At 31.9% G+C, this 13,480-nt stretch carries 12 protein-coding genes; 8 read left to right on the top strand and 4 right to left on the bottom strand.

From position 1 onward, the window contains the following. The first annotated feature begins 1 nt into the window (after position 1). Genes modB through HGAG_RS12165 form a run of 3 tightly spaced genes read left to right on the top strand, consistent with a single transcriptional unit; the run spans position 2 to position 1,702 of the window. Complete coding sequence (gene modB, locus HGAG_RS07985) at positions 2-676, top strand: molybdate ABC transporter permease subunit (RefSeq protein WP_019118650.1); 675 nt, start codon at positions 2-4, stop codon at positions 674-676. Next, positions 669-1,538 (top strand): sulfate/molybdate ABC transporter ATP-binding protein, encoded by an 870-nt coding sequence (locus HGAG_RS07980; RefSeq protein ID WP_019118649.1) that lies wholly within the window; start codon positions 669-671, stop codon positions 1,536-1,538. Before modB ends, HGAG_RS07980 begins: the two co-directional genes overlap by 8 nt. Continuing rightward, on the top strand, positions 1,529-1,702 hold the full coding sequence (locus tag HGAG_RS12165; RefSeq protein ID WP_019118648.1) for a hypothetical protein: 174 nt from the start codon (positions 1,529-1,531) through the stop codon (positions 1,700-1,702). Before HGAG_RS07980 ends, HGAG_RS12165 begins: the two co-directional genes overlap by 10 nt. A 14-nt stretch (positions 1,703-1,716) precedes the next feature. Here HGAG_RS12165 and HGAG_RS07970 read toward each other — a convergent pair whose 3' ends face one another. The 4 genes from HGAG_RS07970 to selD are packed head-to-tail and all read right to left on the bottom strand — an operon-like array spanning position 1,717 to position 4,728. Then, a complete protein-coding gene (locus tag HGAG_RS07970; RefSeq protein ID WP_019118647.1) occupies positions 1,717-2,850 on the bottom strand; it encodes an aminotransferase class V-fold PLP-dependent enzyme in 1,134 nt (377 codons plus the stop codon). Next, positions 2,837-3,106, bottom strand: a complete 270-nt coding sequence (locus tag HGAG_RS07965; RefSeq protein ID WP_019118646.1) for a putative Se/S carrier protein — start codon at positions 3,104-3,106, stop codon at positions 2,837-2,839. The genes HGAG_RS07970 and HGAG_RS07965 overlap by 14 nt, the downstream gene beginning before the upstream one ends. Then, positions 3,106-3,690, bottom strand: coding sequence for a sulfurtransferase-like selenium metabolism protein YedF (gene yedF, locus HGAG_RS07960; protein WP_019118645.1), 585 nt, complete (start codon positions 3,688-3,690; stop codon positions 3,106-3,108). The genes HGAG_RS07965 and yedF overlap by 1 nt, the downstream gene beginning before the upstream one ends. 18 nt (positions 3,691-3,708) lie before the next feature. Beyond that, a complete protein-coding gene (gene selD / locus HGAG_RS07955) occupies positions 3,709-4,728 on the bottom strand; it encodes a selenide, water dikinase SelD (RefSeq protein ID WP_019118644.1) in 1,020 nt (339 codons plus the stop codon). 254 nt (positions 4,729-4,982) lie between these two features. Here selD and dpaL point away from each other — a divergent pair, with 254 nt between their 5' ends. The 5 genes from dpaL to ssnA all read left to right on the top strand — a co-directional run bounded on the left by dpaL (position 4,983) and on the right by ssnA (position 13,472). Further along, positions 4,983-6,227 (top strand): diaminopropionate ammonia-lyase, encoded by a 1,245-nt coding sequence (dpaL, locus tag HGAG_RS07950; protein WP_019118643.1) that lies wholly within the window; start codon positions 4,983-4,985, stop codon positions 6,225-6,227. Positions 6,228-6,239: 12 nt separating this feature from the next. Continuing rightward, positions 6,240-7,454, top strand: a complete 1,215-nt coding sequence (ygeW, locus tag HGAG_RS07945; RefSeq protein ID WP_004839385.1) for a knotted carbamoyltransferase YgeW — start codon at positions 6,240-6,242, stop codon at positions 7,452-7,454. Positions 7,455-7,482: 28 nt separating this feature from the next. Then, on the top strand, positions 7,483-8,802 hold the full coding sequence (locus HGAG_RS07940) for a YgeY family selenium metabolism-linked hydrolase (protein WP_019118642.1): 1,320 nt from the start codon (positions 7,483-7,485) through the stop codon (positions 8,800-8,802). Between the two features lie 302 nt (positions 8,803-9,104). After that, complete coding sequence (ygfK, locus tag HGAG_RS07930) at positions 9,105-12,140, top strand: putative selenate reductase subunit YgfK (protein WP_019118640.1); 3,036 nt, start codon at positions 9,105-9,107, stop codon at positions 12,138-12,140. A gap of 9 nt (positions 12,141-12,149) precedes the next feature. Next, entirely contained in the window at positions 12,150-13,472 is a 1,323-nt protein-coding gene (gene ssnA / locus HGAG_RS07925; RefSeq protein ID WP_019118639.1) for a putative aminohydrolase SsnA, read from the top strand. The last annotated feature ends 8 nt before the right edge of the window (positions 13,473-13,480 follow it).

The following is a 13,480-nucleotide window of genomic DNA, read 5'->3' as shown; positions in this document are numbered from 1 at the left end:
TATGGACTTATATCCTTTATATAATTCAATAAGGATTGCAAGTATATCATCGGTAATAATATTTTTTCTTGGTATATTTGCTGCCTACTATATTAAAAAATTACCTGCAAAAGTAAAGGGGGCAATAGATGTGGTATTAACCTTACCCTTGGTATTGCCTCCTACTGTTGTAGGATTTTTTCTAATAAAAATTCTAGGACCAAATTCAGGACTTGGAAAAATCGCAGTAGAATATTTTAAATTTCCTCTTATAATGAATTGGTATTCAGCAATTTTTGCAACAGTCATAGTAACATTTCCTTTGATGTATAGGACAACTAGAGGAGCTTTTGAAGCTTATAACCAAAATTTATCATACGCAGCTCAAACTTTGGGCAAGTCAAATACATGGATTTTTTGGAAAGTTTTGATGCCAAATTGCAAAAAAGGCGTTATGGCAGGTTTAGTTTTATCATTTGCTAGAGCCCTTGGAGAATATGGAGCAACATCCATGGTAAGCGGATACACTCCAGGAAAAACTGCAACCATTTCAACAACTGTTTATCAATTTTGGAGAATCGGTCAAGACGCTGTTGCTTATAAGTGGGTTATGATAAATGTTTTGATTTCATTTGTTGTTCTTGTTGCCATAAATTTCTTAGAAGATACAAATCCAAAGGAAAAAAATTATGCTTGATGTTGAAATAAAAAAAGAATTTACAAATTTTAAACTTGATGCAAAATTTACAAATGAAGAAGGAATTTTGGGAATTTTGGGAGCATCAGGATCTGGCAAAAGCTTAACCCTAAAAGCAATAGCAGGAATTATAAAACCAGATTATGGAAGAATAGTTTTAAATGATAGAATCCTTTTTGATAAAGATAAAAAAATAAATATACCAACCAAAGATAGAAAAGTTGGCTATCTATTTCAAGATTACGCACTTTTTCCAAACATGACAGTTTATGAAAATATAAAAACTGGGCTTAGGGGAAAAAATAGAAATTCTGAAAAAATAATAAATAAAAAATTAGAAGAACTTCATATTGGACACATAAAAAATTCTATGCCAGAAATGATTTCTGGTGGAGAAAAACAAAGAGCGGCTCTTGCAAGAATTTTGGTAAACGAACCAGAAATTCTTTTGTTAGACGAGCCATATTCAGCAATTGATGGATATTTGAGATGGTCAATTGAGCTTGAAGTTAGAAAAATTATAGAAGAATATAAAATACCAACTCTTTTTGTCTCCCACGATAGGGATGAAATATACAGAATGTGTGATGACATTGTGATAATGACAAAAGGAAAATCAGAAGCAAAAAAACCAACCAAGGAGCTTTTTCACAATCCAGAAACCATGGCAGCAGCAGAGCTATCAGGTTGCAAAAATTTCTCAAAAGTTGAAAAAATTGGAGAAAATATTTATAAAGCCGAGGCTTGGAACCTTGATTTAGATTTAGAAAAAAATCACGAAGAAAAATTTATAGGCATAAGAGGCCATGATATAGAAATTTCCAAAAATAAAAAGAAAAAAATTCTTTCCAAATGGAAATAATAAAAGAAATCGACCAAACTTTCAACACTTGCCTACTAATAAGAAAAAAAGAATGCGAAGGACAAATTACCGTTTTTATAGAAAAAGAAAAATGGAATGATTTAAAAAATGAAAAAAATCTATATTTTAATTTAGATGAAGATAAAATAATGTTTTTAAAATAAAAGCTAGGATTACCCTAGCTTTTTTCATTTGCTATATTTTTCACAGCCTCTATTGTTTTTTCTATTTCTTCTTTTGTGTTATAAAATGACAGGCTCATTCTTACTATGCCTTGTTTTTTTGTTCCCATTTTTTCGTGAAAAAGTGGGGCACAGTGGCTGCCTGCTCTTACGCAAATTTCGTAATCATCCCATAGTTTCATTGCTATATAATTTGCTGGAATATCTTTTATGTTAAATGCAATTATTGGAACGTGTTTTAAATTTATGTTTGAATAAAATTTAATTCCATCAATATCTTTTAGGCCATTATACAAGATTTTTGTAAGCTCATTTATATCCTTTTGAGGATTTTCTCTCAAAAATTCTATGGCACTTTTTAGTCCTGCAAAGGAATGAACATTTGCAGTCCCTGGCTCAAATAAATCTGGCAAGACGTGTGGTTGGGTTTTTGAAAATGAATCAAAACCTGACCCACCAGCAAAAACTTGTTTGAAATCAAAATCTCCATTTACAATAAATCCACCCGTTCCTTGGGGAGCGTGAAGTCCCTTGTGGCCTGTAAATAAAAATATTGATTCGGGATATTTTTTTATATCAAAAGGCACATATCCTGCAACTTGGGCTCCATCTATTATTAATTTCAAATCATATTTTTTGCAAATTTCATTTGCCTTATCAAGGTCTGTCAAAACTCCTGATACGTTTGATGCTCCTGTAATTACTAGAGCTTTTGTATTTTTTTTGACTAAACTTTCAATTTTTTCAAGATCAAGGCTAAAATCATCTTTTATATCGATAAAAGAAAGCTCTGTTCCGTTTTTTGCCAAATCATAAAGGGGTCTTAGGACGGAGTTGTGTTCTGCAAGGCTCGTTATGACGTGGTCGCCTCTTGTAAAAAGTGATTTTATCACAAAATTTAGGGCGAAAGTTATGTTTGGACACAAAACCACATTTAAGGGATTTTCCATACCGAAATAAGCCCCAACTTCTTTTCTGGTTTGCATCAATAAATTTAGGGCATCAAGGCTAACTTTATAAGCTCCTCTTGAGGGATTGCCAAAAGATTTTGAATTTATAGCATTATAAACTGCCCTTGCAACTGATTCGTCCTTGTCGATTGTAGTTGCAGCATTATCAAGATAAATCATAAGCTTTAACCTCTGGCTTTCTTTTGTTTTCTTTGTAAATAAGCAGGTATTTTTCTTCAAAATCGAGCTTGTTTTTTGAAAAAATTTCTTTTACTTTCTCATCAAAATTTTTTTCATACCTAAGACAAAGTCCGCAACCTGCATCAATTTCTGGCAAAAGAGGGACTAGCCTTGCCCTAATATTTTCGTTTTCGACTTTGCTTAGGGCAAGATAGGCTAAATTTGATGATTTGAAAGTATAAATTACATATTCCATTATGGTCTAATGGTGTGATGAGTTCTCATTAGAGAAGAGATTTCGTACATATTTGAAATTCTTCCAACTTTTAATTCTTCCTTTACTCCATAGTGGTCAAGGCAAAGACCGCAAGAGATAATTTCTACTCCATTATCAGCAAGTTTTTTCAAATCTTCTATGGTATTTTCTCTTTGAGTTGTCAAAAATACTCCCTTGTTGTAGCAAATTACAAATTTTGGAAGAACGTCTGCTTCAGTTATTGAAACTAAGAAACTTTCCAATAAAGATTTTGAAAAATCTTCATCTCCATCTCCGATTTTATCAGAATCAAAAACCACAACATAAGAAGAAGATAGGCTTTCTCCCTTATCATCTTTCTCTGTTTTTTCTTCATTTTTATTAAAAGTTAATTTGAAAACTCCATCTTCTTTTTCTTCGATTTCAATATCAAAGTTAGTTTCTTTTGCAAGTTTTTTCAAATTTTCTACAGCTATGTCCTCATTTACAAGCACATAAAAATTTTCTTCTCCATTTTTAATTTCTCTTTTTGCCATAATTACAGGCATTGGACATTCGATTCCTCTAGCATCAATTTCTTTCATTTTCATACTCCTTTATTTTTATTCGATAAATATTGATTTATCATATTTTTTACTTATTTGACCAACAATTTTTGCATTTATATTATTTTTTCTTAATTCTTCCAAGGCGTCTTTTGCATCATCCTTATTAATACTTACCAAAAGTCCTCCAGATGTTTGAGGATCGTATAAAACTTCCTCAAGAGCAAAGTTATCAACAAGAAATTCCACCATATTTTCCATATGCATCCTATTTCTTTGCCCTCCCTTGGTAAAAACAAATTCGCTTGCAGCTTTTTTTGCTCCATCAAGGATTGGAATATTTTTAGAATCAATTATGGCAGAATATTTATCGCCAAGCATTTCTGACAAGTGCCCCATAAAAGAAAAACCAGTAACATCAGTAGCTGAGCTTATCCTATATTTTTCCAAAATCTCCTTGGCATATTTGTTTAAAAATATCATAGAAGAAATGGCCTTATCCATTTCTTTTTGTCCAAGAATATCAATCCCGTAGGCATTTGTAACTAAAGTTACCCCCAAAGGCTTGGTTAAAATCAAAATATCTTTTTCCTTTGGCGTATTATTTTTCCAAACTTTATCAATATCGACTTTTCCCGTTACAGAAAGTCCGTATTTTATTTTTGGATCATGAATTGAATGACCGCCTACAAGAGATGCACCAGCTTCTATAACCTTGCTTGCACCTCCTTGGAGAATTTTTTTCAAAATATTTATATCTTCATCTTCAGGAAACAAAACAATATTTAGCCCACAAATTGGTTCAGCTCCCATAGCATAAATATCTGATAGGGCATTTGCCGCAGCGATTTGTCCAAAAATATATGGGTCAGAAACCATCGGCGGGAAAAAATCTAGGGTAGATACAATTCCATTATTTTTATCAACTCTTATAAGAGCACAATCATCCATGGTATCGTATCCAATCAAAACATCATCTCTTTTAAAATTTTTAATAGAAGATAAAGTTTCGCCTAGACTTTCTTGGGGGATTTTCGCATTACAACCCCCGCAAACTTCTAGTTCTATATTAGACATATCTTCCTTCTTTCTATAAATTATTGAATTTTAAATACTCTATTTAAATTATACTATACGAAAAATTTAATGAAAGAAAAAATTTGAATAGAAATTTTTCGAAAAAATTTCACAGGAAAATAAAAATTTAAAATAGAAAAATATTAAAAGATAAAAAATTAAAAAAATTTTTGAAAACATTTTTAAAAAGTATTGCATTTTGATGTGTGATATGTTACTATAATACCAGAAGAAGTTCTAGAAAGGAGAAAAGATTGAAAGAGAGTTTTAATATAGTTTTAAATGAAAGAAATTTGGAAGATTTAGCTGATTTAAGTTTTATTAATGAAGAAGAATCTTCAAAAGCTCAAAAATTTCATGCGAGCTTTCCCCAATATTCTGTAACACCATTAAAAAGATTAAACAATCTTGCAGATTTATTTGGTGTGGAGGATATATTTGTCAAAGACGAGTCATTAAGATTTGGTCTCAATGCTTTTAAAGTTTTGGGAGGATCTTATGCTATGGCAAAATACATAGCCCAAAAACTTGATATGGATTTAGATGATCTACCTTATGAGAAATTGATTTCTCCTGAAATCAAAGAAAAATTAGGCAAGGTAACTTTTATTACAGCAACTGATGGAAATCATGGTAGAGGAGTTGCTTGGACAAGCCAACAATTAGAACAAGATTGCGTGGTATTGATGCCTGACGGATCAGCTCTTGAAAGAAGAGATAATATCAGAAAAACTGGCGCTAAATGTGACATTATGGATGGACTTAACTACGATGCTTGCGTAAGACTTGCCAACAAATATGCTGAAGAAAAAGGATATATTATGGTTCAAGATACAGCTTGGGAAGGATATGAAGAAATTCCTACATGGATTATTCAAGGATATTCAACTCTTGCAAAAGAAGCATCTGATCAATTAAAAGAAGCAGGCAAAAAACCAACTCACATATTCTTACAAGCAGGAGTAGGCTCTTTTGCAACTGGAGTAACAGGATTTTTCTCAGACGAATATAAGGGAAGTGAGAAACCTTTTATAGGACTAATCGAGCCAGAAAAAGCAAATTGTAACTACCTAACAGCAAAAATAAATGACGGCAAAATCCACAACGTTGAAGGCGAAATGAATACAATCATGGCAGGGCTTGCTTGTGGAGAACCAGTTACTGTCGGATACCCAATTTTAAAATCTTACGTTGACGCATTTTTATCAGTTCCAGATAGTTCGGCTGCAAGAGGAATGAGAATTTTGGGAAATCCAATTGGAGAAGATGAGAGAGTTATATCTGGAGAATCTGGAGCAGCAACTGTTGGAGCTGTTAGTGAAATTTTACAAAGAGAAGATTTAAAAGATATAAAAGAAAAATTAAAATTAGATGAAAATTCAGTGATTTTATTTATCTCAACAGAAGGAGATACAGACTTCGAACACTACAGAAAAGTAGTTTGGGATGGATATTATACAAACGATGAAAAATTTGAATATAAAAAAATAATTAGATAGGAGAAAAAATTAATGACACAAGATATTAACAAATTATTAGAAAAATTAGAAGGCTTAGATTTTGAAAACTTATACCACGATGACTTTTTCCACACATGGGATAAATCACAAGATGAGCTTGAAGCAATTTTTACAGTTGCTGATACATTAAGAGCAATGAGAGAAAAAAACATTTCTCCAAAAATCTTTGATTCAGGACTTGCTATTTCATTATTTAGAGATAATTCAACAAGAACAAGATTTTCTTACGCATCAGCTGCAAATATGCTAGGACTTGAAGTTCAAGACTTAGACGAAGGAAAATCACAACAAGCTCACGGTGAAACTGTAAAAGAAACAGCTAACATGATTTCATTTATGGCTGATACAGTTGGAATAAGAGATGATATGTATATAGGCAAAGGCTACAAATATATGAAAGACTTTGCTGAATATGTACAAGAAGGATATGATCACGGCGTTCTTGAACAAAGACCACACCTTGTAAACCTTCAATGCGATATTGACCATCCAACTCAAGCTATGGCAGATTTACTTCACGTTATTCACGAATTTGGTGGAATTGAAAATCTTAAAGGCAAAAAAGTTGCTATGACTTGGGCTTATTCTCCATCTTATGGTAAACCACTTTCAGTTCCTCAAGGAATTTCAGGTTTATTTACAAGATTTGGAATGGATGTAGTTTTAGCTCATCCAGAAGGATACGAAATAATGCCAGAAGTTGAAGAAATTGCAGAAGAAAATGCTAAAAAATACGGCGGAAGCTTTACAAAAACAAATTCAATGGAAGAAGCTTTCAAAGATGCTGATATAGTTTATCCAAAATCTTGGGCTCCATTTGCAGCTATGGAAGAAAGAACAGACCTTTATGCAAAAGGAGATCAAAAAGGAATTGATGAACTTGAACAAAGACTTCTTGAACAAAACAAAGAACACATGGACTGGGCTTGTACAGAAGAAATGATGAAACTTACAAAAGATGGTAAAGCTTTATACATGCACTGTCTTCCAGCAGATATAACAGGACTTTCATGTGAAGATGGAGAAGTTGATGAATCTGTATTTGATAGATATAGAGATCCACTTTACAAAGAAGCAAGCTTTAAACCATATATAATTGCTGCAATGATATTCTTACAAAAAGTTAAAGATCCTAAAGCTACAATTGAAAAATTAATTGAAGCTAACAAAGAAAGATTAGTTGACAAAGAAGACGAAAATAAATAAGAATTTTAAAATTTAAAAGGAGATTTAAATGACAGAAATTAATTATGATTTAGTAAAAGAAACTGCTCAAAATTATTCAGAAGATATGAATGCTTTCTTGAGAGATTTAATCTTAAAACATGGAGAATCTTGCGAAGAAGGCGATAAATCAAAAAGAATAAAAGAAGAAATGGAAAAACTAGGCTTTAATAAGGCTTGGATTGATGGTCAAGGAAATGTACTTGGCGAAATGGGTACAGGCGAAAAACAAATCGCATTTGATGGTCACATTGATACAGTAGGAATTGGAAATATTGATAACTGGGAATTTGATCCATACGAAGGATTTGAAGATGAAAATTTAATTGGTGGTCGTGGTGGCTCAGACCAATTAGGTGGAATCGTATCAGCAGTTTACGGAGCAAAAATCATGAAAGATTTAGGATTCTTAAATGATAAATATAGAGTTTTAGTTACAGGAACAGTTCAAGAAGAAGACTGTGATGGAAACTGCTGGTTATATATGATTGAAGAAGAAGGAATCAAACCAGAATTTGTAGTTTCAACAGAACCAACAGACGGTGGAATCTACAGAGGACAAAGAGGAAGAATGGAAATTCGTGTAGAAGTTAAAGGTGTTTCTTGCCACGGTTCAGCTCCAGAAAGAGGAGATAACGCAATTTATAAAATGGCAAAAATCCTTAACGAAATTGAACAATTAAACGAAAATCCAGCAGACGATTCAGTAGAAATAAAAGGTCTTGTAAAAATGCTTGACGAAAAATATAATCCTGAATACAAAGAAGCAAACTTCTTAGGACGTGGAACAGTTACAACAAGCCAAATTTTCTATACTTCTCCATCAAGATGTGCAGTTGCAGATTCTTGTGCAATTTCACTTGATAGAAGAATGACAGCTGGAGAAACATGGGAGTCTTGCATAAAAGAAATTGAAGATTTACCATCAGCTAAAAAATTCGGCGCAAAAGTTACAATGTATGATTACGAAAGACCATCATGGACTGGCGTAAGCAAAAAACAAGAATGCTATTTCCCAACATGGGTAATTCCAGAAGATCACGAAGTAACAAAAGCATTAGAAAGAGCATACAAAGGTCTTTATGGAGATAAAAGAATTGCACCAAATGTAGAAAAAGAAATTGAAAAGAGAAAAGATTTACCATTAACAGATAAATGGACATTCTCAACAAACGGTGTTGCTATAATGGGAAGACACAATATTCCAGTAATAGGATTTGGACCAGGAGCAGAAGATCAAGCTCACGCACCAAACGAAGTTACATTCAAACAAGATTTAGTAACTTGTGCAGCAACATACGCAGTTCTTCCACTTGAATATATAAAATAAATTAAAAATATCAAGAAAGGCTTAAGCCTTTCTTGATATAAATTTTATAGATTTTTATAAATTTGACTTTTAAATAGCAAAATAAATAATCAGTTTTTATAAAAATAAAATAAGTCATTTGCACTTTCTTGGCGGAAGACTTTCTTATAAAAATTGCTTATTTTAAATATACTAGAAAAATTAAAAAGAGAGGGAAGTTCTCCTACCCTCATCTTTATAAATTTTTCAAAAAAAATTATAGAAAAAGAAAACGCTATTTTTGTCGATTTGAAAAATAAAAACCCATAAAAAAGGAGTAAAAAATGAGTGAATTTATGAGACCTATACCTTTTAAAGACCTAATGAATTGGGCTTTGGAAGAATATAAGAATGAAGGTTCTATTTTTGGAATTAAAAAAGAAAAATTCTACAAAAATGAATCGGGAAAAATGTTAAAAACTGTTTTTGGAGATGAGATTTCATCAGCAGTAGGCCCTGCAGCAGGTCCTCAATCTCAACTTGCCCAAAATATTCTAGCATCCTATCTTGCAGGAGCAAGATTTATTGAATTAAAAACAGTTCAAAAACTTGATGGAGTAGATATACAAAAAGCTGTTGCAAAACCATGTATAAATTCGGAAGATGAATGTTATAACTGTGAATGGTCAACAGAGCTTACAGTAAAAGAAGCTTACAATGAATATGTAAAAGCATATTTTGCAATTATTGCTTTGGCGAAAGAATTAAATATTTCTGATAAAAAAGATTTTGCTTACAATATGTCAGTAGGTTATGATCTTGAAGGAATAAAATCTGAAAAAATTGATACATATATTGAAAATTTAAGAAATGCTAAAGACACAGAAGTATTTAAAGAATGTAAATTATATCTTGAAGAAAATATCGATAAATTTTCAAAATTTGATAAAAAAGATTTAGAAAAAATCAGCACAAATATTTGTGATTCTATAACTCTTTCAACCCTTCACGGTTGTCCTGCAGAAGAAATTGAAAAAATTGCATCATATCTAATAGATGAAAAGAAAATATCTACATTTATAAAATGTAATCCAACAATGTTAGGTTACGAATATGCAAGAAAAACCCTTGATGATATGGGCTTTGATTATATTTCTTTTACAGATTTCCATTTCAAAGATGACCTTCAATACGAAGATGCAGTCGTTATGATTGAAAGATTATTAGAACTTGCAAAGAAAAATGATCTTGCCTTTGGTGTAAAGCTTACAAATACTTTCCCAGTTGATGTAAAAAGAAATGAACTTCCAGCAGAAGAAATGTATATGTCAGGAAGAGCTCTTCTTCCATTAACTATTTCTATGGCAGCTATGCTTTCAGAAAAATTTGATGGCAAACTTCCAATGTCATATTCTGGTGGAGCTGATGCTAGAAATATTAAAGAAATTTTTGAAGCTTTAGGTCAACCAATTACAGTTGCTACAACAATTCTTAAACCAGGTGGATATTTAAGATTTAACCAATTGGCAAAAGAAACTGAGGATTTATTAAGTGATAAACTTCACGATGTTGATGTAGAAAAAACTGTAAAACTTAGAGATAAAATCATAAACGAATGGGTTAATAATAAACTGTACAGAGAAAAAGTTGGATCAAGAAAAACAAATTCAACTCTTCCACTTACAGATTGCTATAAGGCTCCTTGTAAAGATGGTGGCTGTCCAATCCAACAACAAATTCCTGAATATTTGCAATTAGTTGCTGAATGTGAATACGATAAGGCGATTGAAGTTATTGCGATGGACAATACTGCACCAACAATTCTTGGAAAACTTTGTGCACATTATTGCCAAGATCATTGTACAAGAGTTGACTATGAAAAGAGCCTTCAAATAAGAGATATGAAACTTATAGCAGCTGATAAGGCTCAAGATAAGTTTGTAGAAAATATTAAAGAATCAGAAATAAAATCAGACAAAAAAGTTCTTGTTATAGGAGCAGGTCCTGGTGGAATTGCTGTAGCATCTTATCTAAGAAGAAATGGAATGGACGTTACAGTAAGAGAAAAATTGTCAAAACCTTACGGAATTGTAAGCCATGTTATTCCTAAATTTAGAATTTCTGATGAACAAATCGAAAGAGATTACCAAATTGCTGTAAAACAAGGCGTAAAATTTGTTTTTGATTCTGAAGTAACAGAATCTTACGAAGAATTGAAAAAAGATTATGATTATATAATTGCAGCAACAGGTGCTTGGGAGAAGGGAAGATCTCCAGTAAAAGAAGGAAGCGAAAATATCCTTGATGCTCTTGATTTCTTGTGGGATGTAAGAATGAATGGCAAGGCAAATGTTGGTAAAAAAGTTGCAGTTGTAGGTGCAGGAGATGTAGCTATGGATTGTACAAGAACTGCTGCAAGACTTGAAGGAGTTGAAAGCGTAGCCTTAGTTTATAGAAGAACAGAAGCTTACATGCCTGCAACTCAAGAAGAAGTAAATGATGTAAAAGAAGAAGGACACAAAATTTATGAATTAGTAGCTCCTTATTCTTATGACGGAAAAGTTTTAAAATGCGAAAAAATGGAACTTGGAGAATTTGATGAATCTGGAAGAAGATCAATCAATTCAACAGGAGAAAAACTTGATCTTGAATTTGATACAGTAATTGGTGCAACAGGTGCAAGAGTAGATACAAGCGCATTCAAAGAAAATAATGTTAATTTAGATGATTGGGGCAATGTAAAAACTACAGAAAATTACGAAACAAATATCGACAATGTTTATGTAATTGGAGATTGTAGAGCTGGAGCAAGCACTATTGTAAAAGCAATGGGAGAAGCAAAAGCAGTTTGTCTTGATATTTTAGCAAAAGAAAATCTAGAAAATGATTTTGAAAAATTTGAAGTTAAAGAACAAAACAAAATAATTTTTGAAAAAAGAGGAAGACTTCAAGAAAAAATCCAAGGCAAAAATGAAGGATACAGATGTTTAAAATGTAATCAAATTTGTGAAATGTGTACAGAAGTTTGTCCAAACAGAGCAAACGTAGCTATAAAAGTTGATGGATTTAATAATCTTCATCAAATAATCCACTTAGATGGAATGTGTAATGAATGTGGAAACTGTGGATTCTATTGCCCACATGCAGGACGTCCTTACAAAGATAAACTTACAGTATTTTGGACAAAAGAAGACTTTGATGATTCAACAAATACAGGTTTCTTAAAAGATGGTAATAAATATCTAGTTAGACTTGAAAATGGCAAAGTAATTGAAACAGAAAACTTAGATGATTTGTCAGAAAATATGCAAAAATTAATAAAAGCTATCGAAGAAAACTATGCTTTCTATATAAAGCCAAGTGAAATTTTAAATTCATAAGGAGATAAGATGATATTATCAAATTGCCTAATAATTACAAACGATGAAAATAATAATTTTTATGAAAACGGCGCAGTTTATATCAAGGACAAATTAATAGAAGATGTTGGAGAAAATCAGGATATTTTAAAAAAATATCCTGATGAAGAAGTAATTGATTTAAAAGGAAAACTTCTTATGCCAGGAATGATTTGTGCTCACTCACATATTTATTCAGCTTATGCAAGAGGAATGGCAGTTTCAAAACCAACAGATAATTTCTTTAATGTCTTAGAAAATTTGTGGTGGGCTCTTGATAGGGAACTTACAACAGAAGATGTAAGATTAAATGCCCTAACAACTTATATGGAATCAATAGCAAATGGAGTTACAACAGTAATTGACCACCATTCAGGACCAAATTCTGTAGAAAATTCTCTATTTACTCTTGGAGAAGCTGCAAAAGAAGTAGGAATTAGAACAAATCTTTGCTATGAATTATCAGATCGTGATGGAGCTGAAATTAGAGATAAAGAAATAAAAGAAAACGTAGATTGGATTAAATATTCTCAAAAAGAAAATGATGATATGCTAAGAGGATTATTTGGACTCCACGCATCATTTACTCTTTCAGATGAGTCATTAGAAAAAGCTCTTGATGCAATGGATGGAGTTTATAACGGCTTCCATGTTCACGTAGCAGAAGGAATCGAAGACCAATGGGATTGTCAAAGAAAATATGGCAAAAGAATTGTAGAAAGACTAAATGATTTTGGCATAATAAATGAAAATTCACTTGCTATTCACTGTGTTCATATAAACGGAAGAGAAATGGAGATATTAAAGAAAAATAATACTCCAGTAATTTTCAATCCAGAATCAAATATGAACAATGCAGTAGGAGTTCCTCCAGTAAATAGATTTTTTGAAAAAGGATTAAAAGTAGGAATAGGAACAGATGCCTATACAAACGATATGTTTGAATCAATGAAAGTTTCAAATATTATCCAAGCTCACAATACCCAAGATCCAACAAAAGGATTTGGAGAAACTTTGGAAATGCAATTTAAAAATAACCCTGACATAGTTTCACATTTCCTAAACAATGAAGTAGGAAGAATCAAAAAGGGAGCTTATGCAGATTTAATTACAATAAATTACGATCCATATACACCAATCAACAAAGACAATTGGGGTGGACATAGTTTATTTGGTTTAACAGGAAGGCTTGTAAACGATACAATTATAAATGGAAAATTTGTAATGAAAGATAAAATAATTACAACAGTCGACCAAGCAAAAATCCATGCAGATTCAAGACAAAGAGCTGCAAAAATTTGGAAAAATCTTTAAAATTTATT

The organism is Anaerococcus obesiensis ph10 (assembly GCF_000311745.1).
Classification (GTDB): domain Bacteria; phylum Bacillota; class Clostridia; order Tissierellales; family Peptoniphilaceae; genus Anaerococcus; species Anaerococcus vaginalis.
Note: the sequence above shows the minus strand (reverse complement) of the source record. Positions and strands in the feature narration are given on the sequence as shown.